Genomic DNA, 23,199 nt, shown 5'->3' on the forward strand with positions numbered 1-23,199 from the left:
CGGGCGTCCGCTTCCCGTAGAATCCCCGACGATCATGGAAGCCATGGCTCGGGGGAGTGCAAAGTGGCTGGTTCGCAAGGCAGTTGGACAGGTGGCTCGCTGGTGGCGAGAGACCTGTGGAAACCCAAGTACGTGGCGCGTGCCGTGTTCCATCCGGCGTGGATCCCGGAGTCCATCGACCCGGCGGTCGAGCAGCTCAAGAAGATCCGCCTCATCGCCGGGACGGTCGCGGCGGTCGGCGTCTACACCTTCGTCGAGGGCGGCTTCGCCTTCGACGAGATGCTGGAGAACATGCTGACGGCGTCCGTCGTCCTGCTGTTCATCACGCCGCTGACGGTCGGCATCATGCTGCTGGTGTGGAAGCGCGACGGCGACATCCGGGCGCTGAAGCCACCGCTGTTCAACTCGCTGAAGCTGCTGCTGGCGTTCGTGGGATCGATCGTGATCACGGTGGTGCTGCTGCAGTCGGCGGGCGGCGCGGGCTTCTTCGTGCTGATCCTCGCCCCGCTGGTGATCTGGCTGGCGGTCTTCGTGGGACGCGGTGCCTGGCACGTCGGCGCGAACTTCTTCGGCACCGCGGGCGTGCACCGCTGCCTGCCGCCGCTGCTCGCCACGGTCACCACGTGGCTGATGGCCCTCCCCGACCTCCTCACGGGCGACCTGCACGGCCTCAGCCTCGGGATGGGCGTCCTGTTCATCCTGGGCGCCCCCCTGACGGTCACGGGCATCGCACTGATGGAGATGCGCCGCCTGGACCAGCGCTACGGCATCCGTCTGAAGGCCCACCCGGCCACCCAGGCACCGCCCGTCCCGCCGATGCCACCGAACGCCCCGCCCATGCCGCCGGGTACACCGCCGTACGTGCCGCCGCAGGGCAATCCGTACGGCGGCAGTCCCTACGGCAACCCCTATGGACCGCCGCCCGGCAACCCGTACGGGCCCCAGCCAGGGCACCCGTACAACCAGGGCACCAACCCGTACGGCCCGCCCTCCGGAAACCCCTACAACGGCGGGAACCCGTACGGAAGTTGACCGTACGGGTTCCTCGGGGAGCCGAAGGCGTCAGGGCGACGCCGGCGGATACAGCGAGCGGGGCAGTTGGGAAGCCGCTGCCGCGTCCAGGAGCCACAGGGTGCGGGAGCGGCCCTGGGCGCCGGCGGCCGGGGCCTGGATCTCGCCCGCGCCCGACAGGGCGATCGCCGCGGCCTGGGCCTTGTCCTCGCCCGCCGCCAGGAGCCAGACCTCGCGGGCGGCGCGGATGGCGGGCAGGGTGAGGGTGACCCGGGTCGGCGGCGGCTTCGGGGCGCCGTGGACGCCGACTACCGTGCGGTCCGTCTCCCGGACCGCAGGGAGCTCGGGGAACAGGGACGCGACGTGGGTGTCCGGGCCGACGCCGAGCATCAGGACGTCGAAGGTGGGCACCGTGCCGTGGTTCTCGGGGACCGCCGCGCGGGCCAGCTCCTCCGCGTACCCGGCCGCCGCCGCGTCCACGTCGCCGCCGTACGGGCCGTCCGAGGCGGGCATGGCGTGCACCCGCTTCGGGTCGAGCGGCACCGCGTCCAGCAGGGCCTCGCGGGCCTGCGTGACATTGCGGTCCGGGTCGCCCTCGGGCAGGAAGCGCTCGTCGCCCCACCACAGGTCGAGCCGGCCCCAGTCGATCGCGTCCCGGGCCGGTGCCGCCGCCAGCGCGGCCAGCAGGCCGTTGCCGTTGCGGCCACCGGTCAGAACCACGGACGCGTGGCCCCGGGAGGCCTGCGCGTCCACGATCTTCGTGATGAGGCGGGCCGCGGCAGCCTGCGCCATCAGTTCCTTGTCGCGGTGCACGACCAGCTGCGGAGTGCTCACTTCGCCGCCGCCTTCCGCGACGCAGCGGTGGCCCGCTTGGCGGTAGCCTTCTTGGCCGGAGCCTTGACCGCCTCCTCCACCGGAGTCTCCACGGCCACGGCCGGTGCGGGGTTCAGCTTCTCCACCCCGAACCGCAGCGCGGACGCGTACGTGTCGTCCGGGTCGAGGCGTCGCAGCTCCTCCGCGATCAGCTCGGCCGTCTCGCGCCGCTTGAGCGCCACCGCACGGTCCGGCTGGCCCTCGATGGACAGCGTCGCGAGGGCGCCGTCCGCGCGGTCCAGGACGATCGGACCGTGGTTGGTGTCCATACGGACCGCCGTGAGGCCGGGGCCCGAGGACAGCGACCGCTTCACCGGCACGTCCAGCCGGTCCGCGAGCCACATCGCCAGCAGCTCGCAGCTCGGGTTGAACTCCTCGCCCTCCACCTCGACGCCCTTGACGTCCACGGTGACCTGGTCGAGGGCCGCCGCCAGCATCGAGCGCCAGGGCGTGATGCGGGTCCAGGACAGGTCGGTGTCGCCGGGGGTGTAGGTGTCGGCGCGGGCGCCCAGGTCCCGTACCGGCTGCTCGGAGGCGTAGGTGTCGGTGACCCGGCGCTGGGCCAGCGCGCCCAGCGGATCGTTCGCCGGGTCGAGCGGCGCGTCCACCGGCCACCAGACGACCACCGGGGCGTCGGGCAGCAGCAGCGGCAGGACGACCGACTGGGCGTGGTTCACGACCTCGCCGTACAGCCGCAGGACGACCGTCTCGCCGGTGCCCGCGTCCGCGCCCACCCGTACCTCGGCGTCCAGGCGGGACTTCGTCCGGTCGCGGGGTGAGCGCGAGACCCGCTTGATGACCACCAGCGTGCGCGAGGGGTGCTCGCGCGACGCGTCGTTGGCGGCCTTCAACGCGTCGTACGCGTTCTCCTCGTCCGTGACGATGACCAGCGTCAGCACCATGCCGACGGCCGGCGTGCCGATGGCCCGGCGGCCCTTGACCAGCGCCTTGTTGATCTTGCTGGCGGTGGTGTCCGTGAGGTCTATCTTCATGGCCGGCGCCAGCTCCGTCCCTCGCGTGCGAGCATTTCGTCCGCCTCGACCGGCCCCCACGTACCGGACGGGTACTGGGCGGGCTTGCCGTGCTTGTCCCAGTACTCCTCGATCGGGTCGAGGATCTTCCAGGACAGCTCGACCTCCTCGGTGCGCGGGAAGAGGTTCGAGTCGCCGAGCAGCACGTCGAGGATCAGCCGCTCGTACGCCTCGGGCGAGGACTCCGTGAAGGACTCGCCGTAGGCGAAGTCCATCGACACGTCCCGGATCTCCATCGAGGTGCCCGGCACCTTGGAGCCGAAGCGGACGGTGACGCCCTCGTCCGGCTGGACGCGGATGACGATCGCGTTCTGGCCGAGTTCCTCGGTGGCCGTCGTGTCGAAGGGGGAGTGCGGGGCCCGCTGGAACACCACGGCGATCTCGGTGACGCGGCGGCCGAGCCGCTTGCCGGTGCGCAGGTAGAAGGGGACGCCCGCCCAGCGGCGGTTGTCGACCTCCAGCTTGATCGCGGCGTACGTGTCGGTCTTCGACTTGGCGTCGATGCCCTCCTCCTGGAGGTAACCGACCGCCTGCTCGCCGCCCTGCCAGCCCTCGGCGTACTGGCCGCGGACGGTGTCCCGGCCCAGGTCCTTCGGCAGCCGGACCGCGCCGAGCACCTTGGTCTTCTCGGCGGCCAGCGCGTCCGCGTCGAAGGACGAGGGCTCCTCCATGGCCGTGAGCGCCATGAGCTGGAGGAGGTGGTTCTGGATGACGTCACGGGCCGCGCCGATGCCGTCGTAGTACCCCGCGCGACCACCGATGCCGATGTCCTCGGCCATGGTGATCTGCACGTGGTCCACGAAGGACCGGTTCCAGATCGGCTCGAACATCTGGTTGGCGAAGCGGAGCGCCAGGATGTTCTGGACGGTCTCCTTGCCCAGGTAGTGGTCGATACGGAAGACCTGGTCCGGGGCGAAGACCTCGTGGACGACCTTGTTGAGGTCCTCGGCCGACTTCAGGTCGTGCCCGAACGGCTTCTCGATGACCGCGCGCCGCCAGGAGCCGGACGACTGGTCCGCGAGACCGTGCTTCTTCAGCTGCTGGATGACCACCGGGAAGGAACGCGGCGGCACCGACAGATAGAAGGCGAAGTTGCCGCCCGTGCCCTGCGCCTTGTCGAGCTCCTCGATGGTGCCGCGCAGGCGCTCGAACGCGTCGTCGTCGTCGAAGGTGCCCTGGACGAAGCGCATCCCCTGGATGAGCTGCTGCCAGACCTCCTCACGGAACGGCGTACGGGCGTGCGCCTTGACGGCGTCGTGGACCTCGGCGGCGAAGTCCTCGTTCTCCCACTCCCGGCGTGCGAAGCCGACCAGGGAGAAGCCCGGCGGCAGCAGACCCCGGTTGGCGAGGTCGTACACGGCGGGCATGAGCTTCTTACGGGACAGGTCGCCCGTGACGCCGAAGATGACCAGGCCCGACGGCCCCGCGATACGCGGGAGCCGTCGGTCCGCGGGGTCACGAAGCGGGTTCGCTCCGGAACCGGAAAAGGCTGGCAAGGTTTAGCCCTCCGAGGGTGCGAGGCGCTCCAGCTCCGCCTCGGTCGACTTGAGCAGGTCGTTCCAGGACGCCTCGAACTTCTCGACGCCCTCGTCCTCCAGGAGCTGTACGACGTCGTCGTACGCGATCCCGAGCTTCTCGACGGCGTCGAGCTCGGCGCGGGACTGCTCGTAGGTGCCGGCGACGGCGTTGCCGCGGATCTCGCCGCTCTCCTCGGTGGCCTGGAGGGTGGCCTCCGGCATGGTGTTCACCGTGTTGGGGGCGACCAGCTCGTCGACGTACAGGGTCGCCTTGTAGGCGGGGTCCTTCACGCCGGTCGAGGCCCACAGCGGGCGCTGCTTGTTGGCCTGCGCCTTGTCGAGCGCGGCCCAGCGGTCGGAGGAGAAGACCTCCTCGTACGCCTCGTAGGCGAGCCGGGCGTTGGCGACGCCGGCCTTGCCGCGGGCGGCCTTGGCCTCGTCGGTGCCGAGCGCGTCGAGCCGCTTGTCGATCTCGGTGTCCACGCGGGACACGAAGAAGGACGCCACCGAGTGGATCAGGGACAGGTCGAGGCCCTTGGCCTTGGCCTTCTCCAGACCGGCGAGGTACGCGTCCATGACCTCGCGGTAGCGCTCCAGCGAGAAGATCAGCGTGACGTTGACGCTGATGCCGTTGCCGATCACCTCGGTGATGGCCGGCAGGCCCGCCTTGGTGGCCGGGATCTTGATGAGGGTGTTGGGGCGGTCGACCAGCCAGGCCAGCTGCTTGGCCTCGGCGACCGTCGCCTTGGTGTTGTGGGCCAGGCGCGGGTCGACCTCGATCGACACGCGGCCGTCCTGGCCGCCGGTGGCGTCGAAGACCGGGCGCAGGATGTCGGCGGCGTCGCGGACGTCCGCCGTCGTGATCATGCGCAGGGCCTCTTCGACCGTGACCTTGCGGGCGGCGAGGTCGGAGAGCTGCTGCTCGTAACCGTCGCCGGACGAGATCGCCTTCTGGAAGATCGACGGGTTGGTGGTGACGCCCACGACGTGCTGCTGGTCGATCAGTTCGGCGAGGTTGCCGGACGTGATCCGCTTGCGCGACAGGTCGTCCAGCCAGATCGCGACGCCTTCTTCGGAGAGGCGCTTGAGTGCGTCTGTCATGGAATTACATCTCCTACGTGTCGTATGTCAGCGTCAGCGCTGGGCGTCGGCCAGGGATTCCCGGGCCTTCGCGGCCACGTTGTCGGCAGTGAAGCCGTACTCCTGGAAAAGGACCTTGCCGTCGGCGGAAGCACCGAAGTGCTCCAGGGAAACGATGCGACCGGCGTCGCCGACGTACTTGTGCCAGGTCAGACCGATCCCGGCCTCGACCGCGACACGTGCCTTGACGGCGGGCGGCAGGACGCTGTCCCGGTACCCCTGGTCCTGCTCCTCGAACCACTCCACGGACGGCATGGACACGACGCGCGTCGGGACGCCGTCGGCCTCCAGCTGCTCGCGTGCCTCGACGGCGACGTGCACCTCGGAACCGGTGGCGATCAGGACGACCTCCGGGGCGCCGTTCGACGCCTCGAAGAGCACGTAACCACCCTTGGCGGCGTCCTCGTTGGGCTCGTACGTCGGCACGCCCTGGCGGGTCAGCGCCAGACCGTGCGGGGCGCCCTTGCCGAAGACCTTCGTCCAGCGCTTGAGGATCTCGCGCCAGGCGATGGCCGTCTCGTTGGCGTCGGCCGGGCGGACCACGTTCAGACCCGGGATCGCGCGCAGCGAGGCGAGGTGCTCGATCGGCTGGTGCGTCGGGCCGTCCTCGCCCAGACCGATGGAGTCGTGCGTCCACACGTACGTCACCGGCAGGTGCATCAGCGCCGACAGGCGGACGGCGTTGCGCATGTAGTCGGAGAACACGAGGAACGTGCCGCCGTAGATGCGGGTGTTGCCGTGCAGCGCGATGCCGTTCATCTCCGCGGCCATGGAGTGCTCGCGGATACCGAAGTGGATCGTGCGGCCGTACGGGTTCGCCTCGGGCAGCGGGTTGTCCGCAGGGAGGAACGAGGAGGCCTTGTCGATCGTGGTGTTGTTCGAGCCCGCGAGGTCGGCGGAGCCGCCCCACAGCTCGGGGATCACCGCGCCGAGCGCCTGGAGGACCTTGCCGGAGGCCGCGCGGGTGGCGACGCCCTTGCCGGGCTCGAAGACCGGGAGCTTCTCCTCCCAGCCCTTGGGCAGCTCGCCCGCGGAGATGCGGTCGAACTCGGCGGCGCGCTCGGCGTTGTTGTCGCGCCACTCCTGGAGCTGCTTCTCCCACTCGGCCTTGGCCTCACGGCCGCGGTCGAGGGCCTGCCGGGTGTGGGCGATGACCTCGTCGGCGACCTCGAAGGACTGCTCCGGGTCGAAGCCGAGGACGCGCTTGGTCGCGGCCACCTCGTCGTCACCGAGCGCCGAGCCGTGGGCGGCCTCGGTGTTCTGCGCGTTCGGGGCGGGCCAGGCGATGATCGAGCGCATCGCGATGAAGGACGGCTTGTCCGTCACCTTCTTCGCGGCTTCGATGGCGTTGTAGATGGCGTGCGGGTCGAGGTCGCCGTCCGGCTTCGGGGCGATCCGCTGGACGTGCCAGCCGTACGCCTCGTACCGCTTGACGGTGTCCTCGGAGACGGCCGTCTCGGTGTCGCCCTCGATCGAGATGTGGTTGTCGTCCCACAGCAGGACCAGGTTGCCGAGCTTCTGGTGGCCGGCCAGCGAGGACGCCTCGGCGGAGATGCCCTCCTGGAGGCAGCCGTCACCGGCGATGACGTACACGAAGTGGTCGAACGGGGACTCGCCCTCGGCGGCCTCCGGGTCGAACAGACCGCGCTCGTAGCGGGCGGCCATGGCCATGCCCACCGCGTTGGCGACACCCTGGCCCAGCGGACCGGTCGTGGTCTCCACGCCCTTGGTGTGGCCGTACTCCGGGTGACCGGGGGTCTTGGAGCCCCACGTCCGGAACGACTTCAGGTCGTCCAGCTCCAGGCCGAAGCCGGCCAGGTAGAGCTGGGTGTAGAGGGTCAGGGACGAGTGGCCCGCGGACAGCACGAACCGGTCGCGCCCGACCCACTCCGGGTCCGCCGGGTCGTGCCGCATCACCTTCTGGAAGAGGGTGTAGGCGGCGGGGGCCAGGCTCATCGCCGTACCCGGATGGCCGTTGCCGACCTTCTGTACGGCGTCGGCGGCCAGGACGCGGGCGGTGTCGACGGCCCGCTGGTCCAGCTCGGTCCACTCGAGGTCTGTGGTGGTCGGCTTGGTGCTCACCCTGGGTCAGGGCTCCTCTCCACATGTCAGGCATGTCGAAATGCCGGTGCACGGGGCGCCCCGGCCGTTGTCGAGCCTACCCCCGTATGTACGTGCGTTTTTTCGCGTCATTCCAGACTGCCGGGAGTCGAGACGATCCGCCTCTTGACTGGGCCGAACCGCCATTCGGCAACTGAATACGGACGCGCTCGTTCGAGTGCTCAACCGAGTGTCGATCGGCTCTTCCGGCACCCCCTGAGCCACTCGTCCGGGGGTGCCTCCCAACACGACCCCACCCCCGCGAATGTCGGGGTATGGGCAACGTCTACAGTGGCGTGGTACGCGCGGGCCTTTACCGGGACTTCACACGGCTGAGGCTTGCTGGGATGTCTCTGTAGGGGTGTGCGTGACGGCCGTCGAATCCCGTCCAGCCGGGGTGCTGGGGGAGAGCAAGCGCTCGAGTCACCGGCCGTTCGGGGCCCGTGTCAAGGCATTCGTGGCGCTGACCAAGCCGCGGATCATCGAGCTCCTGCTCATCACCACCGTTCCGGTGATGTTCCTCGCCGAGCAGGGTGTGCCCGATCTGACGCTGGTGCTTCTCACCTGCATCGGCGGCTACCTGTCGGCGGGCGGCGCGAACGCGCTGAACATGTACATCGACCGGGACATCGACGCCCTGATGGACCGCACCTCGCAGCGACCGCTGGTCACCGGCATGGTGTCGCCGCGCGAGTGCCTGGCCTTCGGCATCACCCTCGCGGTCGTCTCGACGCTGCTGTTCGGGCTGACCGTCAACTGGCTGTCGGCCTGGCTGTCCCTCGGCGCGCTGCTCTTCTACGTCGTCGTCTACACGATGATCCTCAAGCGCCGTACCTCGCAGAACATCGTGTGGGGCGGCATCGCCGGCTGCATGCCGGTCCTGATCGGCTGGTCGGCCGTGACGAACTCCCTCACCTGGGCGCCGGTCATCCTCTTCCTGGTCATCTTCTTCTGGACGCCGCCGCACTACTGGCCGCTGTCCATGAAGGTGAAGGAGGACTACGCGCGCGTGGGCGTGCCGATGCTGCCGGTCATCGCCTCCAACAAGACGGTCGCCAAGCAGATCGTCCTCTACAGCTGGGTGATGGTCGCCGTCTCCCTGCTCCTGACGCCCCTCGGCTACACCGGCTGGTTCTACACGCTGGTCGCCCTGGTCGCGGGCGGCTGGTGGCTGTGGGAGGCGCACGCGCTGCAGAACCGCGCGAAGGCGGAGGTGACGGGCGCGAAGCTGAAGGAGATGCGTCTGTTCCACTGGTCGATCACCTATGTGTCGCTGCTGTTCGTGGCGATCGCGGTGGACCCGTTCCTGCGCTGACGTATGTCACAGTGCCCTGGCCTCGCCAGTGGATCTACCGGTGAGTAGCATCCTGGCCATGGCAGACACGCAGCAGGTTGACGCGAAGGCGGACCGCAAGGCGGCCAAGCTCGCCAAGCAGATCACCGCCTTCTCCAAGGCACACGGCGGCGCCGAGGGCCAGGTGGCCTACATCGGTCAGCGCGGCGCCCGGATCGCCCTCGTCGGCGAGGACGGCAACTGGGGCAACCTGGTCGCCCCCACCTACGAGATCGCCCAGAAGGCCGTCGAGAAGTCCGGCCTCACCGTCCACGAGGACTTCGACGGCGAGTTCGCGGCCAAGGTGAAGACCGGCCGCTACGAGTGGAGCCGCATGGCGGGCATCCAGGTGGGCGGCCCGAGCAACGACTGACGCGCGCCGGTTTTCACACCGGGTGTGCGAGAGCATCACCTGACACCCCGTTCACCCGTTAGGCCCCGTAGCAGGACATGGTCCGACCACGGGAGCCCGGATGATCGAAACGCCGTCCCTCGTGGACCAGTACTGCCACGGCGTACTGAGAACCGAGCTGGGCCTCGGCACCTTCGAGGCCCAGTTGGCCCGTACCGAGGGGCCGCCCGCCCCCGGTACGACCCTGTTCGACACCCAGACGGGCTTCGCCGTACGGCGCTGGTGTCCACCCCTGCTCGGTCTGGAACCGCACTGTCCGCCCGCCCGCTATCTCGCCCGGCGCCGTGAACTCGGCGTACTGGAAGCGGGCCGCAGGCTGCTGCGCGGCAGTGGCATCACGACGTATCTCGTGGACGCGGGCCTGCCCGGCGATCTGACCGGCCCCGACGAGATGGCGGTGGCGTCGGACGCCGAGGCCCGCGAGATCGTGCGGCTCGAACTCCTCGCCGAACAGGTCGCCGACACTTCCGGCACCGTCGAGTCCTTCCTCGCCAACCTCGCGGAATCCGTGCACGGGGCGGCCACGAGCGCGGTCGCCTTCACCTCGGTGGCGGGCGTACGGCACGGACTCGCCCTCGCCCCCGAACCGCCTGGCCCGGGTGAGGTGCGGGGCGCCGCCGGGCGGTGGCTGGCGGGCCGCCGGGTGGGCGGCGAGCTGTCCGATCCGGTGCTGCTACGGCATCTGCTGTGGATCGCCGTCGCCTCGGGACTGCCCCTCCAACTGCACGCCGGGCTCGGCGAGCCGGGCCAGCGGATCGATCGCACGGACCCGGTGCTGCTCACCGACTTCGTCCGCGCCACGGCCGGCCTCGGCACCGACCTGGTCCTGCTGCACGGCTACCCGTACCACCGCCACGCCGCCCATCTCGCGGGCGTCTTCCCGCACGTCTACGCCGACTCGGGCGCGGCGCTCGTGCGGACGGGGGCCCGGGCGGCGACCGTCCTCGCCGAGATCCTCGAACTCGCCCCCTTCGGCAAGATCCTCTTCTCCAGCGGCGCCCAGGGGCTGCCGGAACTCCATGTGGTGGGCGCGCGGCTGTTCCGCGAGGCGCTGGGCCGGGTGCTCGGCACGTGGGTCGCCGAGGGGGCGTGGTCGCTGGCGGACGCGCAGCGGGTGGCGGGGCTGATCGCGGCGGGGAACGCGCGCAGGGTGTACGGACTGGAGTGACGCGTCCGGGGTGTACGGGCCCCTGCCCGCTGTACAGGATGGGGGCATGCAGACCGACGCGTTACTCGACCGCTTCCTGTCCGGCCTCGCCCCGCTGGACCCGCTCGCCGTGTGGGCGCACGGGTCGCTCGCCGGCGGGGACTACCAGGAGGGCCGCAGCGACCTCGACCTGATCGCCGTAATGGATCGACCACTCACGCAGCGCACCACTTGGCGGCTCGCGACGCTGCACGCGAGGCTGCGGAACGAGCCGCTCGCCGGGCTGCTGCACTGCACCTATCTGACGCCGGACGCCGTCGAGGACGCCAGACGGTCCCATCTGACCTGGGCGCACCAGCAGTTGTTCAAGCGCCCGGTCACCCCGGTCACCCGGCGTGAACTGCACACCTTCGGCCGGGTGCTGCACGGGAAGCCGCCCACGGGGCTGCTGCCGCCGGTGCTGGATCTCGAGCTGGACGAGTTCGTCGTACGCGATCAGCGGGACTTCTGGCGGCCCAAGCTCGCGAAGGCGGAGCGGTGGCGGCACGCCCCCTGGGTCGACGTGGGCCTCACGACCTTCGCCCGCGCGACCGCCACCCTGCGCGACGGGCGGCTCCTGTCCAAGCGGGAGGCGCTGGAGCTGCTGCCGGAACTCGGCGCACCCGTCGAGGTCGTCGAGGACATCCGCGCGCGGCGGTACGACAGGACGCCGGCGCCGACCACCGAGGAGTGGGCGGCGCGCAGGGGCGAGCTGACCCGGGGCTACCTGGGTCCGGCGATCGACGAGCTCGTGGCGGCGTACGGCTGATCCGGCAGCCGGATCTCGACCTCGGGCCGCTCGCGCAGCGCGAGCAGCACCCGCAGGACCGCGATCCACACCAGGCACGAGCCGAACATGTGCACGCCGACCAGGATCTCGGGCAGATCGGTGAAGTACTGGACGTAGCCGATGACACCCTGCGCGAGCAGGACCAGGAAGAGGTCGCGGGTGCGGTCCAGTGGGCCCTTGGGGGCGTCGACGGCCTTGAGGACGAACCACAGGGCGAACGTCAGCGTCACCACGATCCACGCCAGCACGGCGTGCAGCTTGCTGACCGTCTCCCAGTCCAGCGGCATCCGCTCGACCTCGCTGGAGTCACCCGCGTGCGGACCCGAGCCGGTCACCACCGTGCCCACCGCGATCAGCAGGACGGCCGCGGCGACCAGGAACCACACCAGCTGCTGCACCGACTTGCCGACCAGCGGCCGCGGCGCGTCGTCACCCTCCCGGGTGCGCTGCCACATCACCGTGGCGACCGCGATCAGGGCGGTGGAGAGCAGGAAGTGCGCGGCGACCGTGTACGGGTTCAGGCCGACGAGGACGACGATGCCGCCGAGGACGGCGTTGCCCATCACGACCCAGAACTGGGCCCAGCCGAGCCGGGTGAGGCTGCGCCGGTACGGCTTCTCGGAGCGCGCGGCGATGATGGCCCAGCCGACGGCGGCGCACAGGACGTACGTCAGCATGCGGTTGCCGAACTCGATGTAGCCGTGGATGCCCATCGCGGCCGTGTTGTTGATCGAGTCCTCGGTGCACTTGGGCCAGGTCGGGCAGCCGAGGCCCGAGCCGGTGAGCCGCACCGCACCGCCGGTGACCACGATGATCACCGACATGACGAGCGCGGCGAGAGCCGCCCGCTGCACCGTCCGGGATTCCGGGGTCCAGCGTGCGGCGATGAAGGCGAGGGGGTTGCGCACGGCGTCCGTGGCGTCGGCGCGGGTCAGCTTTGGCACGGGGTCCATCGTAGGGGGCCGCTTGTGCACGCTTTCACGAGGGTCCATGGTCCCTCCTACTCCCAGCGGAAGAACTTCCCCGCCGCGGCCAGGCCCACGACCGCCCACACCGCGAGAATCCCCAGGTCACCCCACGGCATCCCGGCCCCGTGCTGCAACACGTCCCGCAGGCCGTCCGACAGGGCCGAGATGGGCAGCAGCCCGAGCACGTCCTGCGCGCCGGAGGGGAACTTGTCCAACGGGACGATGACGCCGCCGCCGACGAGGAGCAGCAGGAAGACGAGGTTGGCGGCGGCGAGCGTCGCCTCCGCCTTGAGCGTGCCCGCCATCAGCAGGCCGAGGCCCGAGAAGGCGGCCGTGCCGAGGATCAGCAGGAGCAGGACGGCCAGCGGGTTCCCTTGCGGGTCCCAGCCCAGCGCGAAGGCGATCACCGTCAGCAGCACGATCTGGAGGATCTCCGTCACCAGCACCGACGCCGTCTTCGCCGTCATCAGGCCCCAGCGGGGGAGCGGCGAGGCGGCCAGCCGCTTCAGGACGCCGTAGCGCCGCTCGAAGCCCGTCGCGATCGCCTGGCCCGTGAAGGCCGTGGACATCACCGCGAGCGCGAGGATGCCCGGCGTGAGGAAGTCGACCGCCTCGCCCGCGCCCGTGTCGACGATGTCGACCGAGCTGAAGAGGACGAGGAGGAGGGTCGGGATCACGACCGTCAGCAGGAGCTGCTCGCCGTTGCGCAGGAGCATCTTCGTCTCCAGCGCCGCCTGCGCCGCGATCATGCGCCCCGAGGGGGCCGCACCCGGCTTCGGGGTGTATGTACCGGTCGCGGTCACGAGCGCAGCTCCTTGCCGGTCAGCTCAAGAAAGACGTCTTCCAGCGTGTGCCGCTCGACCGAGATCTTCTCCGGCATCACGCCGTGCTGGGCGCACCAGGAGGTGACGGTGGCGAGCAGCTGCGGGTCCACCTTGCCGCCGACGCGGTAGGAGCCGGGTGTGAGCTCCGCAGCGGTGCAGTCCGCGGGGAGGGCCTTCAACAGTGACCCCACATCAAGCCCCGGACGGCCGGTGAAGCGGAGCGTGTTCTCGGCGCCGCCCTTGCACAGCTCCTCGGGCGAGCCCTGGGCGATGACCCGGCCCGCGTCGATGATCGCGACGTCGTCGGCGAGTTGCTCGGCCTCGTCCATGTGGTGCGTGGTGAGGATGACGGAGACGCCGTCGGCGCGGAGGTCGCGGATCAGGTCCCAGGTGGCGTGGCGGGCCTGCGGGTCGAGGCCGGCGGTTGGCTCGTCGAGGAAGACGAGTTCCGGGCGGCCCACGACGGCCATGGCCAGCGCCAGCCGCTGCTGCTGGCCACCCGACAGACGGCGGTACGTCGTCCGGCCGCAGCTGCCGAGCCCCAGGCGCTCGATGAGGGCGTCCACGTCGAGGGGGTGGGCGTGCAGCTTGGCGACATGGCGGAGCATCTCGTCCGCGCGGGCGCCGGAGTACACGCCGCCGGACTGGAGCATCACGCCGATCCGGGTGTGCAGCTCACGGGACTGCCGGACCGGGTCGAGGCCCAGGACGCGCACCGTGCCGGAGTCCGGCCTGCGGTACCCCTCGCAGGTCTCGACCGTGGTCGTCTTGCCCGCCCCGTTGGGACCGAGTACGGCGGTGACACCCGCCCTGGCCACCAGGTCGAGGCCGTCCACCGCGGTCTTCGTGCCGTACCGCTTCACCAGGGCCTGGACCTGGACCACGGGCTCACTTCGCATGGCTCAAGAGTCTAGGTACGACGGCGGCGGCTCCGGTCGCCGGGTTCAGATCTCCTCCTCACGGGGGCGGTGCACCGCCAGCCACCGCTCCGCGTACGCCACCGCGTCGGCCACCGGGAACAGCCGGGCGTCGGCGGCGCCCACCTTGCCTCGTACGACGGGACGGTCGCGCTCGAAGTCGTGGCCGAGCTCGTCGAAGCGGTCGGAGGTGATCGAGATCTCGGTGACCGTCTCCCAGCCGACGGGGCCGGGGCGGCCGACCTTCACGAGCGGGGACGGTATGCGGTACTCGGCGAGGTGGAAGCTGGTGCAGGTGTCGTAGCCCGAGCCGAGGAGCAGCACGCGCGCGTGGAGCTCTTCGAGGCGGGCCAGGGGGCTGCGCTCGCCAAGGCGGCAGTCGGTGGCGTGGCCGTCGATCACCTGGGCGGCGCCGGGGCCGAGCGCCGCGAAGGAGGTCTGCGGGTGTGCGCTGCGCAGGGCGCCGGGCCAGGTGCGGACGGTCTCGGGGATCACCCCGACCCCGCGGCTGGGGGTGATCAGCGGGTCGTAGGCGGGCATGGACGTGCGGATCGTGTCCCACCACTCCTCGGGCACCGGCGGGTTCTCCCACACGGCCGGGTCCGAGAGTTCGCCGGTCTGGGTGGGGACCACCAGGGTGCCGTTCGGGCCGAGGGCGTCGAGGAGTCCCTGGACGACGGCGACAGGGCCGCCGCAGACCCAGCCGAGGGACTTCAGGGAGGAGTGCACGAGCAGGGTCTCGCCGTCCTGGACACCCAGTTCGCGCAGCTGTGCGGCGACGGTGCCGCGGGTGACAAGAGGGCCGGTCGGAGGGGGTGTGGGCATGGTTGTGGAGTGTCCCGGAAGGGACCGGGCGATGCCACCGAATTGATCGATCAAAGATCGTTTTCGCAGGTCAGGTCAGCCTTACCTAAGTGATGCACTCCACCGTTGATCCGTTCGGACGCGGCTTGCCCGGCTCTGAGGAATTACGCAACAATGGCGTTGTGAAAAACGTCGGCGAGGCTCGGGAGACCCCCACGGGGACCCCTCAGGAGGAGCTCGCGACCGGTGAGCGGTCCACCCGCAACCGAGTCGCGCGGTCCATCCTGGACCACGGGCCGTCGACCGTCGCCGAGCTGGCCGGCCGGCTGGGCCTGACCCAGGCCGCCGTACGCAGGCATCTCGACGCACTCGTCGCCGACGACGTCGTGGAGGCGCGCGAGCAGAAGGTCTACGGCGCGCGCACGCGCGGGCGTCCCGCCAAGGTCTTCGCGCTCACCGACTGCGGCCGGGACGCCTTCGACCAGTCCTACGACAAGCTCGCCGCGGACGCCCTCAACTTCATCAGGGAGCGCTTCGGCGGGGACGAGGCCGTCGTCGCCTTCGCGCGCGCCAGGATCGCCGAGCAGGCGACCGCGTACCGACGGGCCATCGAGGCCGCCGCCCCCGAGGAGCGCACCGAAGCCCTGGCCAAGGCCCTGAGCCTGGACGGGTACGCTGCTACGGCGCGCAGCGCACCGGTCGGCGAGCAGCTGTGCCAGCACCACTGCCCCGTCGCCCACGTCGCGGAAAAGTTCCCGCAGCTCTGCGAGGCGGAGACCGAGATCTTCTCCCAGCTGCTCGGAACGCACGTCCAGCGACTGGCGACCATCGCGCACGGTGACGGCGTCTGCACGACGTTCATCCCCAAGATTTCCCACACCACACACAACGCATCTGCAAGCACGGCCGGGAGGAACCCCGCATGACTCTCCCCATCGAGGAGACTGCCCACCCCGAGCTCGAGGGCCTGGGTAAGTACGAATACGGCTGGGCGGACTCCGACGAGGCCGGTGCCTCTGCCAAGCGTGGCCTGAGCGAGGACGTCGTCCGCGACATCTCCGCGAAGAAGTCCGAGCCGGAGTGGATGACCAAGCTCCGCCTCAAGGGCCTGCGCCTGTTCGACAAGAAGCCCATGCCGAGCTGGGGCTCGGACCTGTCGGGCATCGACTTCGACAACATCAAGTACTTCGTGCGGTCCACGGAGAAGCAGGCGGAGTCCTGGGAGGACCTGCCCGAGGACATCAAGAACACGTACGACAAGCTCGGCATCCCCGAGGCGGAGAAGCAGCGCCTCGTCGCCGGTGTCGCGGCCCAGTACGAGTCCGAGGTCGTCTACCACCAGATCCGTGAGGACCTGGAGGAGCAGGGCGTCATCTTCCTCGACACCGACACCGCCCTGAAGGAGCATCCGGAGCTCTTCAAGGAGTACTTCGGCACCGTCATCCCGGTCGGCGACAACAAGTTCGCGTCGCTGAACACCGCGGTGTGGTCGGGCGGCTCCTTCATCTACGTCCCGCCGGGCGTCCACGTGGAGATCCCGCTCCAGGCCTACTTCCGCATCAACACGGAGAACATGGGCCAGTTCGAGCGGACCCTGATCATCGTCGACGAGGGTGCCTACGTGCACTACGTCGAGGGTTGTACGGCCCCGATCTACAAGTCGGACTCGCTGCACTCCGCGGTCGTCGAGATCATCGTCAAGAAGAACGCCCGCTGCCGCTACACGACCATCCAGAACTGGTCGAACAACGTCTACAACCTGGTCACCAAGCGCGCCGTGGCGTACGAGGGCGCGACCATGGAGTGGATCGACGGCAACATCGGCTCCAAGGTGACGATGAAGTACCCGGCCGTCTACCTGATGGGCGAGCACGCCAAGGGCGAGACCCTCTCCATCGCCTTCGCGGGCGAGGGCCAGCACCAGGACGCCGGCTCCAAGATGGTCCACATGGCGCCGAACACCTCCTCCAACATCGTCTCCAAGTCGGTGGCGCGCGGTGGCGGTCGTACGTCCTACCGCGGTCTCGTCGAGATCGGCGAGGGCGCCCACGGCTCCAAGTCCAACGTGCTGTGCGACGCGCTGCTCGTCGACACCATCTCCCGCTCCGACACGTACCCCTACGTGGACGTCCGCGAGGACGACGTGTCCATGGGCCACGAGGCGACCGTCTCCAAGGTCTCCGAGGACCAGCTCTTCTACCTGATGAGCCGCGGTCTCTCCGAGTTCGAGGCGATGGCCATGATCGTGCGCGGCTTCGTCGAGCCCATCGCGAAGGAGCTGCCCATGGAGTACGCCCTTGAGCTCAACCGGCTGATCGAGCTCCAGATGGAGGGTGCGGTCGGTTAATCACCGACCCGCGTCCCCGTCGTAAGTCTTATAAGCGTCAGGAAGAGAGCAAACCGACAGCCATGGCTGAGGCTCAGAACTCCCCCACCCTCAACTCCGGTCGGGCGGGGGGACCCCCACCGCTGGGGTCCACCACCGCCGGCTCGATCGCGGTGGCCGCCGAGTCGACCGTCGCCACGCGCATGAGCGCGCCCCCGTCCTTCGACGTGGCGGACTTCCCGGTCCCGCACGGCCGCGAGGAGGAGTGGCGGTTCACCCCGCTGGAGCGCCTGCGCGGGCTGCACGACGGCACCGCCGTCGCGACCGGCGAGGGCGTGAAGGTCGAGGTGCAGGCCCCCGAGGGCGTCACCGTCGAGACCGTCGGTCGCGACGACGCGCGCCTCGGCAAGGCGGGCACCCCGGTGGACCGCATCGCCGCCCAGGCGTACTCGGCGTTCGAGAAGGCCGGCGTGGTCACCGTCCCCAAGGAGACGGTCCTCACCGAGCCGATCCGTATCGCCGTGCACGGCGAGGGCGGGGTCCGCTTCGGCCACCAGGTCATCGAGCTGGGCGCCTTCGCCGAGGCCGTCGTCGTCATCGACCACACCGGCGACGCCGTCCTCGCGGCCAACGTCGACTACGTGCTCGGCGACGGCGCCAAGCTGACCGTCGTCTCCGTCCAGGACTGGGACGACAAGGCCGTGCACGTGGCGCAGCACAACGCGCTCATCGGCCGGGACGCCTCCTTCAAGTCCGTGGTCGTCACCTTCGGCGGCGACCTCGTACGCCTCCACCCGCGCGTGTCCTACGCCGGCACCGGTGGCGAGGCCGAGCTGTTCGGTCTGTACTTCACCGACGCCGGTCAGCACCAGGAGCACCGCCTCCTGGTCGACCACAACACCCCGCACTGCAAGTCCAACGTCGTCTACAAGGGCGCGCTCCAGGGCGACGACGCGCACGCCGTGTGGATCGGTGACGTCCTCATCGAGGCCAAGGCCGAGGGCACGGACACGTACGAGATGAACCGGAACCTCGTCCTCACGGACGGCGCCCGGGTCGACTCGGTGCCGAACCTGGAGATCGAGACCGGCGAGATCGTCGGCGCCGGGCACGCCTCCGCGACCGGCCGCTTCGACGACGAGCAGCTCTTCTACCTGATGGCCCGCGGCATCCCCGCCGACGAGGCCCGTCGCCTGGTGGTCCGCGGCTTCTTCGCCGAGCTGGTCCAGCAGATCGGCGTCGAGGACATCGAGGCGCGCCTGCTCGAGAAGATCGAGGCCGAGCTGGAGGCCACGGTCTGATGGCCTACGTACGCGCCTGTGGGCTGAGCGAGCTGGAGGAGGACACCCCGAAGCGGGTGGAACTCGACGGCACGCCGGTCTCGGTCGTGCAGACCGAGGGCGAGGTGTTCGCGATCCACGACATCTGCTCCCACGCGAACGTCTCCCTCTCCGAGGGCGAGGTGGAGGACTGCCAGATCGAGTGCTGGCTGCACGGCTCCAGTTTCGACCTCCGCACCGGCAAGCCGTCCGGCCTTCCCGCGACGCGCCCCGTCCCCGTATACCCCGTAAAGATCGAAGGGGACGACGTGCTCGTCTCCCTCACCCAGGAGTCCTGAGGCACCCATGGCAACGCTTGAAATCCGAGACCTGCACGTCACCGTCGAGGCCGACAACGCCACGAAGGAGATCCTCAAGGGCGTCGACCTGACCGTGAAGCAGGGCGAGACGCACGCCATCATGGGCCCCAACGGCTCCGGCAAGTCGACCCTCGCCTACTCCCTCGCGGGTCACCCGAAGTACACGATCACCGGCGGCACCGTGACGCTGGACGGCGAGGACGTCCTGGAGATGTCCGTCGACGAGCGCGCCCGCGCGGGCCTGTTCCTGGCGATGCAGTACCCGGTCGAGGTCCCGGGTGTCTCCGTCTCCAACTTCCTGCGCACCTCCGCCACCGCCATCCGCGGCGAGGCCCCCAAGCTGCGCACCTGGGTGAAGGAGGTCAAGGAGGCCATGGAGCGCCTCAACATGGACCCGTCCTTCGCCGAGCGCAACGTCAACGAGGGCTTCTCCGGCGGTGAGAAGAAGCGCCACGAGATCCTCCAGCTGGAGCTGCTCAAGCCGAAGGTCGCGATCCTCGACGAGACGGACTCCGGTCTGGACGTCGACGCCCTCCGCATCGTCTCCGAGGGCGTCAACCGCGTCCGCGAGACCGGCGAGGTCGGCACCCTGCTGATCACGCACTACACGCGCATCCTGCGCTACATCAAGCCCGACTTCGTCCACGTCTTCTCCGGCGGCCGGATCGTCGAGTCCGGCGGCGCCGAGCTCGCCGACAAGCTGGAGAACGAGGGCTACGAGGCATACACGAAGGGTGGCGTATCCGCGTGACACAGCTGCCGGGCCTCCTCGACGTCGAGGCGATCCGCAAGGACTTCCCCATCCTGGACCGCCAGGTCCACGACGGGCAGAAGCTCGTGTACCTGGACAACGCGGCGACGTCGCAGAAGCCGCGCCAGGTACTGGACGCCCTGAGCGAGTACTACGAGCGCTACAACGCCAACGTCCACCGCGGTGTGCATGTGCTCGCCGAGGAGGCCACGGCGCTGTACGAGGGCGCGCGTGACAAGGTCGCCGCGTTCATCAACGCGCCCTCGCGCGACGAGGTGATCTTCACCAAGAACGCCTCCGAGTCGCTCAACCTCGTGGCGAACATGCTGGGCTGGGCGGACGAGCCCTACCGCGTGGACTCCGAGACCGAGATCGTCATCACGGAGATGGAGCACCACTCCAACATCGTGCCGTGGCAGCTGCTCGCGCAGCGCACGGGCGCGAAGCTGAAGTGGTTCGGCCTCACCGACGACGGCCGCCTCGACCTGTCCAACATCGAAGAGATCATCACGGAGAAGACGAAGATCGTCTCCTTCGTGCTGGTGTCGAACATCCTGGGCACGGTCAACCCGGTCGAGACGATAATCCGCCGCGCTCAGGAGGTCGGTGCGCTCGTCTGCATCGACGCCTCCCAGGCTGCCCCGCACATGCCGCTGGACGTGCAGGCGCTCCAGGCCGACTTCGTGGCCTTCACCGGCCACAAGATGTGCGGTCCGACGGGCATCGGCGTGCTCTGGGGCCGCCAGGAGCTCCTGGAGGACCTGCCTCCGTTCCTCGGCGGCGGCGAGATGATCGAGACGGTGTCGATGCACTCGTCGACGTACGCTCCCGCACCGCACAAGTTCGAGGCGGGTACCCCGCCGATCGCGCAGGCGGTCGGGCTCGGCGCGGCGATCGACTACCTCAACTCCATCGGCATGGACAAGATCCTCGCCCATGAGCACGCGCTGACCGAGTACGCGGTGCGCAAGCTCAACGAGGTCCCGGACCTGCGGATCATCGGCCCGACCACGGCCGAGGACCGGGGCGCGGCGATCTCCTTCACCCTCGGTGACATCCACCCGCACGACGTGGGCCAGGTGCTGGACGAGCAGGGCATCGCGGTCCGCGTGGGTCACCACTGCGCCCGTCCGGTCTGCCTCCGGTACGGAATTCCTGCGACCACGCGAGCGTCGTTCTATCTGTACTCCACGCCTGCCGAGATCGACGCACTCGTCGAGGGGCTGGAGCACGTACGGAACTTCTTCGGCTGAGAGGCTGTCGTGAAGCTGGATTCGATGTACCAGGAAGTCATCCTGGACCACTACAAGAACCCGCACGGGCGTGGTCTCCGGGACGGCGACGCCGAGGTGCACCACGTGAACCCGACGTGCGGCGACGAGATCACCCTGCGCGTGAAGTACGACGGCACGAAGATCGAGGACGTGTCGTACGAGGGCCAGGGCTGCTCCATCAGCCAGGCGAGCGCGTCCGTGCTCAATGAACTCCTGGTCGGCAAGGACCTGTCCGACGCGCAGAAGATCCAGGAGACCTTCCTGGAGCTGATGCAGTCCAAGGGCAGGATCGAGCCCGACGACGCGATGGAGGAGGTGCTGGAGGACGCGGTCGCGTTCGCCGGTGTCTCCAAGTACCCGGCCCGGGTCAAGTGCGCCCTCCTCAGCTGGATGGCGTGGAAGGACGCGACGGCCCAGGCCCTGGGCGGAGCCGACGCCGAAAGGAAGACGGCATGAGCGAGACGCTTGAGATGAAGCCGGCCTCGGAGGAGGAGATCCGCGAGGCGCTGTACGACGTCGTCGACCCCGAACTGGGCATCGACGTCGTCAACCTGGGCCTGATCTACGGCATCCACATCGACGACGCCAACATCGCGACGATCGACATGACCCTGACCTCGGCGGCCTGCCCGCTGACGGACGTCATCGAGGACCAGGCCAAGTCCGCCACGGACGGCCTCGTCAACGAACTCCGCATCAACTGGGTCTGGATGCCGCCGTGGGGCCCGGACAAGATCACGGACGACGGGCGCGAGCAGCTTCGGGCGCTTGGGTTCAACGTCTGAGTCTCGACCGCGGGCGTGCCTCGGCCGCCTGTGCGGTTCTGTTTGTGGCCTTCCGGCATGACGCCGGGAGGCCACAAATGCGTTCACGGCGGGTTCGGTCGGGGGCGGGGCGCAATACCCTCGTGAGGAGAGCCAGGCCCTCACGGGCCGCGTGGGGGAACGGCCGGTCGTCGGGGGACGTCCATGGACGCAGGGTTGCTGTTGGTTCTGGGGGCCGCGGGTGGCTCGCTGCGCGCTCTGGTGGACGTCTACAACCAGACGATGGCCTGGCAGGAGGCGCGGCGGGAGTATCGCCGCGCGGCGGACGGTGAAGGCGATGACCCGCCGCCGCGGTTCGGAGACTACTTCGATCCGATCCCGGATGCGGTCGCCGCTCTGGTCCACATGGGGATGGGTGCGGCCTGCGCCGTGCTGTTCGGTCTGTCCGGGCAGATCAGCGGGGTGTATGCCGCGCTCGTGGTCGGTGTCTCGGCACCGGCACTGCTGACGCAGCTGGGCCGGGTACAGACGGTGGGCGAGGCGGTGACGGGCCCGCCCGTGCCGCAGGGCACCGAGGTTCGGGTGGAGCCGTGAGCGGCGGGACGGGGCGCCGGGTGGCGGCGGCCGTGTTCGGGGTGAGTCGGGTACGAGGGGTGGCTCCCAGGCTGCCGGGCGTGCAGATGTGGCGCCAACTGTCCCTGGGGCGGCGAATATTGGCCTCCGTGCTGGGGTTGCGGCCGAGCGGAGTGGCGCGGGGCGGCCGGGGCGGGGGAGGGGGCGTCGCGGCCGGGACCGGAGCGGTGCCGGGCGTGCGGCGCCGGCCCAAGACGCGGCGGGATCGGACCTCCGTGGTGCGGGTGCAGGGGATCGTCCCGGTGCGGGGCGGCGCGGTGGGAGTGGCCCGCGTGCGGTGGGCGACATTGGTGTTGGTGGGCGGGGTGGTGATGGCCGGGCTTGCCGTGGCCGGTCTCCAGGACACGACGGGACCGGCGCTCGGCGGGCCGGTGGTGAGTGTGACGCCTACGGGACCAGACGGCACGTACGACGTCGGAGCCCCGGCCACGCAGGACACCTATGACGAGTCGGCCCCGCCCACGGACGACGCCACGGACGAGGGCATGGACCCGCCCGCCCCGTACTGGCTGGAAGCGGTGGCACTGCCGTTGTCCCCCGACTCAACGTCCGTGTCCGGCGTGGCCTTCGACGAGAACGGTGCACGGATGACCACGACGGATCCCGACCTCCAAGCCGACGGCAGCGGCACGGCCACGACCATCGTGATCGCAAGCGGCGTCGCGGCGGAGACGTCCGCACGTCTGGATGATGACGCGGCCGTCGAACAGGCCCTCTGGGACTGCGAGTTGCCGCTGCTCGACGCACCTGAGGTCCCGGGCCTGCGAGTCGATGCCGTTGTCGGGCGCACCTACTGCTTCTCGACCATCGAAGGCGCCACGGCGGTGTTCTCCGTCGGTCCCGCCCGCCCGGACTCCGTTCCCCTCATCGTCGCGGTGGACGGTGGGGAGAACAGCGAGTGGTGAC

At 69.8% G+C, this 23,199-nt stretch carries 24 protein-coding genes; 15 read left to right on the forward strand and 9 right to left on the reverse strand.

Going from position 1 to position 23,199, the window contains the following annotated elements; genetic code table 11:
• The first annotated feature begins 102 nt into the window (after positions 1-102).
• Positions 103-1,032, forward strand: a complete 930-nt coding sequence (locus IQ210_RS19320; protein WP_256783583.1) for a hypothetical protein — start codon at positions 103-105, stop codon at positions 1,030-1,032.
• 30 nt (positions 1,033-1,062) lie between these two features.
• Here the strand turns inward: IQ210_RS19320 and pgl are convergent, their stop codons facing one another.
• The 5 genes from pgl to tkt are packed head-to-tail and all read right to left on the reverse strand — an operon-like array spanning position 1,063 to position 7,654.
• Positions 1,063-1,845: a 6-phosphogluconolactonase gene (pgl, locus tag IQ210_RS19325; protein WP_194080284.1), complete on the reverse strand. Its 783-nt coding sequence runs from the start codon at positions 1,843-1,845 to the stop codon at positions 1,063-1,065.
• Positions 1,842-2,876: a glucose-6-phosphate dehydrogenase assembly protein OpcA gene (gene opcA, locus IQ210_RS19330; protein ID WP_194080285.1), complete on the reverse strand. Its 1,035-nt coding sequence runs from the start codon at positions 2,874-2,876 to the stop codon at positions 1,842-1,844. The genes pgl and opcA overlap by 4 nt, the downstream gene beginning before the upstream one ends.
• Entirely contained in the window at positions 2,873-4,411 is a 1,539-nt protein-coding gene (gene zwf, locus IQ210_RS19335) for a glucose-6-phosphate dehydrogenase (protein ID WP_194080286.1), read from the reverse strand. Before zwf ends, opcA begins: the two co-directional genes overlap by 4 nt.
• 3 nt (positions 4,412-4,414) lie before the next feature.
• Positions 4,415-5,533 carry a transaldolase gene (tal, locus tag IQ210_RS19340; RefSeq protein WP_194080287.1) on the reverse strand — a complete coding sequence of 373 codons (1,119 nt, stop codon included), beginning with the start codon at positions 5,531-5,533 and terminating at the stop codon, positions 4,415-4,417.
• A 33-nt stretch (positions 5,534-5,566) separates the two neighbouring features.
• A complete protein-coding gene (gene tkt, locus IQ210_RS19345; RefSeq protein WP_194080288.1) occupies positions 5,567-7,654 on the reverse strand; it encodes a transketolase in 2,088 nt (695 codons plus the stop codon).
• Between the two features lie 379 nt (positions 7,655-8,033).
• Here tkt and IQ210_RS19350 point away from each other — a divergent pair, with 379 nt between their 5' ends.
• From IQ210_RS19350 to IQ210_RS19365, 4 genes are all read left to right on the forward strand, one after another.
• Positions 8,034-8,987 carry a heme o synthase gene (locus IQ210_RS19350; protein ID WP_194080289.1) on the forward strand — a complete coding sequence of 318 codons (954 nt, stop codon included), beginning with the start codon at positions 8,034-8,036 and terminating at the stop codon, positions 8,985-8,987.
• 58 nt (positions 8,988-9,045) lie between these two features.
• Positions 9,046-9,378 (forward strand): hypothetical protein, encoded by a 333-nt coding sequence (locus tag IQ210_RS19355; RefSeq protein WP_097262511.1) that lies wholly within the window; start codon positions 9,046-9,048, stop codon positions 9,376-9,378.
• A gap of 100 nt (positions 9,379-9,478) precedes the next feature.
• The gene (locus IQ210_RS19360) at positions 9,479-10,585 is read left to right on the forward strand and encodes an amidohydrolase family protein (protein WP_194080290.1); all 1,107 of its coding nucleotides are present in this window, start codon (positions 9,479-9,481) and stop codon (positions 10,583-10,585) included.
• Between the two features lie 46 nt (positions 10,586-10,631).
• Positions 10,632-11,372 carry a nucleotidyltransferase domain-containing protein gene (locus tag IQ210_RS19365; RefSeq protein ID WP_194080291.1) on the forward strand — a complete coding sequence of 247 codons (741 nt, stop codon included), beginning with the start codon at positions 10,632-10,634 and terminating at the stop codon, positions 11,370-11,372.
• On the opposite strand, the gene IQ210_RS19370 is transcribed toward IQ210_RS19365, so the two are convergent.
• The 4 genes from IQ210_RS19370 to IQ210_RS19385 are packed head-to-tail and all read right to left on the reverse strand — an operon-like array spanning position 11,327 to position 14,927.
• Positions 11,327-12,346, reverse strand: a complete 1,020-nt coding sequence (locus IQ210_RS19370) for a COX15/CtaA family protein (RefSeq protein WP_228047985.1) — start codon at positions 12,344-12,346, stop codon at positions 11,327-11,329. The genes IQ210_RS19365 and IQ210_RS19370 overlap by 46 nt on opposite strands.
• 47 nt (positions 12,347-12,393) lie before the next feature.
• Complete coding sequence (locus IQ210_RS19375) at positions 12,394-13,164, reverse strand: ABC transporter permease (protein WP_194080293.1); 771 nt, start codon at positions 13,162-13,164, stop codon at positions 12,394-12,396.
• Positions 13,161-14,084, reverse strand: coding sequence for an ABC transporter ATP-binding protein (locus IQ210_RS19380; protein WP_194080294.1), 924 nt, complete (start codon positions 14,082-14,084; stop codon positions 13,161-13,163). Before IQ210_RS19380 ends, IQ210_RS19375 begins: the two co-directional genes overlap by 4 nt.
• A 45-nt stretch (positions 14,085-14,129) precedes the next feature.
• Positions 14,130-14,927 carry an aminoglycoside N(3)-acetyltransferase gene (locus tag IQ210_RS19385; RefSeq protein ID WP_194080295.1) on the reverse strand — a complete coding sequence of 266 codons (798 nt, stop codon included), beginning with the start codon at positions 14,925-14,927 and terminating at the stop codon, positions 14,130-14,132.
• 161 nt (positions 14,928-15,088) lie between these two features.
• On the opposite strand from IQ210_RS19385, the gene IQ210_RS19390 reads away from it, so the two are divergent.
• The 10 genes from IQ210_RS19390 to IQ210_RS19435 all read left to right on the forward strand — a co-directional run bounded on the left by IQ210_RS19390 (position 15,089) and on the right by IQ210_RS19435 (position 23,198).
• Positions 15,089-15,832: a helix-turn-helix transcriptional regulator gene (locus IQ210_RS19390; RefSeq protein WP_194080296.1), complete on the forward strand. Its 744-nt coding sequence runs from the start codon at positions 15,089-15,091 to the stop codon at positions 15,830-15,832.
• Complete coding sequence (gene sufB, locus IQ210_RS19395) at positions 15,829-17,253, forward strand: Fe-S cluster assembly protein SufB (RefSeq protein WP_079308854.1); 1,425 nt, start codon at positions 15,829-15,831, stop codon at positions 17,251-17,253. Before IQ210_RS19390 ends, sufB begins: the two co-directional genes overlap by 4 nt.
• 62 nt (positions 17,254-17,315) lie before the next feature.
• On the forward strand, positions 17,316-18,533 hold the full coding sequence (sufD, locus tag IQ210_RS19400) for a Fe-S cluster assembly protein SufD (RefSeq protein ID WP_194080297.1): 1,218 nt from the start codon (positions 17,316-17,318) through the stop codon (positions 18,531-18,533).
• Entirely contained in the window at positions 18,533-18,850 is a 318-nt protein-coding gene (locus IQ210_RS19405; protein WP_123988415.1) for a non-heme iron oxygenase ferredoxin subunit, read from the forward strand. Before sufD ends, IQ210_RS19405 begins: the two co-directional genes overlap by 1 nt.
• Positions 18,851-18,857: 7 nt before the next feature.
• Positions 18,858-19,622: a Fe-S cluster assembly ATPase SufC gene (sufC, locus tag IQ210_RS19410; protein ID WP_079308857.1), complete on the forward strand. Its 765-nt coding sequence runs from the start codon at positions 18,858-18,860 to the stop codon at positions 19,620-19,622.
• The gene (locus IQ210_RS19415) at positions 19,619-20,875 is read left to right on the forward strand and encodes a cysteine desulfurase (protein ID WP_194080298.1); all 1,257 of its coding nucleotides are present in this window, start codon (positions 19,619-19,621) and stop codon (positions 20,873-20,875) included. Before sufC ends, IQ210_RS19415 begins: the two co-directional genes overlap by 4 nt.
• 9 nt (positions 20,876-20,884) lie before the next feature.
• Positions 20,885-21,352, forward strand: a complete 468-nt coding sequence (gene sufU, locus IQ210_RS19420; RefSeq protein ID WP_190018342.1) for a Fe-S cluster assembly sulfur transfer protein SufU — start codon at positions 20,885-20,887, stop codon at positions 21,350-21,352.
• Positions 21,349-21,681 (forward strand): metal-sulfur cluster assembly factor, encoded by a 333-nt coding sequence (locus IQ210_RS19425; RefSeq protein WP_079308860.1) that lies wholly within the window; start codon positions 21,349-21,351, stop codon positions 21,679-21,681. Before sufU ends, IQ210_RS19425 begins: the two co-directional genes overlap by 4 nt.
• 183 nt (positions 21,682-21,864) lie before the next feature.
• Positions 21,865-22,254, forward strand: a complete 390-nt coding sequence (locus IQ210_RS19430; RefSeq protein ID WP_194080299.1) for a hypothetical protein — start codon at positions 21,865-21,867, stop codon at positions 22,252-22,254.
• Complete coding sequence (locus IQ210_RS19435; protein ID WP_194080300.1) at positions 22,251-23,198, forward strand: hypothetical protein; 948 nt, start codon at positions 22,251-22,253, stop codon at positions 23,196-23,198. Before IQ210_RS19430 ends, IQ210_RS19435 begins: the two co-directional genes overlap by 4 nt.
• Position 23,199: the final 1 nt, after the last annotated feature.

It is taken from the genome of Streptomyces justiciae (genome assembly GCF_015163075.1).
Classification (GTDB): Bacteria; Actinomycetota; Actinomycetes; order Streptomycetales; family Streptomycetaceae; genus Streptomyces; species Streptomyces justiciae.

Bases quoted from the DNA above. Each gene is read 5' to 3' on its own strand.
- IQ210_RS19380 (WP_194080294.1), bottom strand. From the start codon at position 14,084: ATGCGAAGTGAGCCCGTGGTCCAGGTCCAGGCCCTGGTGAAGCGGTAC.
- sufB (WP_079308854.1), top strand. From the start codon at position 15,829: ATGACTCTCCCCATCGAGGAGACTGCCCACCCCGAGCTCGAGGGCCTG.
- IQ210_RS19360 (WP_194080290.1), top strand. From the start codon at position 9,479: ATGATCGAAACGCCGTCCCTCGTGGACCAGTACTGCCACGGCGTACTG.
- tal (WP_194080287.1), bottom strand. From the start codon at position 5,533: ATGACAGACGCACTCAAGCGCCTCTCCGAAGAAGGCGTCGCGATCTGG.
- IQ210_RS19355 (WP_097262511.1), top strand. From the start codon at position 9,046: ATGGCAGACACGCAGCAGGTTGACGCGAAGGCGGACCGCAAGGCGGCC.
- sufC (WP_079308857.1), top strand. From the start codon at position 18,858: ATGGCAACGCTTGAAATCCGAGACCTGCACGTCACCGTCGAGGCCGAC.
- opcA (WP_194080285.1), bottom strand. From the start codon at position 2,876: ATGAAGATAGACCTCACGGACACCACCGCCAGCAAGATCAACAAGGCG.
- IQ210_RS19425 (WP_079308860.1), top strand. From the start codon at position 21,349: ATGAGCGAGACGCTTGAGATGAAGCCGGCCTCGGAGGAGGAGATCCGC.
- sufD (WP_194080297.1), top strand. From the start codon at position 17,316: ATGGCTGAGGCTCAGAACTCCCCCACCCTCAACTCCGGTCGGGCGGGG.
- IQ210_RS19405 (WP_123988415.1), top strand. From the start codon at position 18,533: ATGGCCTACGTACGCGCCTGTGGGCTGAGCGAGCTGGAGGAGGACACC.
- IQ210_RS19430 (WP_194080299.1), top strand. From the start codon at position 21,865: ATGGACGCAGGGTTGCTGTTGGTTCTGGGGGCCGCGGGTGGCTCGCTG.
- IQ210_RS19385 (WP_194080295.1), bottom strand. From the start codon at position 14,927: ATGCCCACACCCCCTCCGACCGGCCCTCTTGTCACCCGCGGCACCGTC.
- IQ210_RS19365 (WP_194080291.1), top strand. From the start codon at position 10,632: ATGCAGACCGACGCGTTACTCGACCGCTTCCTGTCCGGCCTCGCCCCG.
- IQ210_RS19370 (WP_228047985.1), bottom strand. From the start codon at position 12,346: ATGGACCCCGTGCCAAAGCTGACCCGCGCCGACGCCACGGACGCCGTG.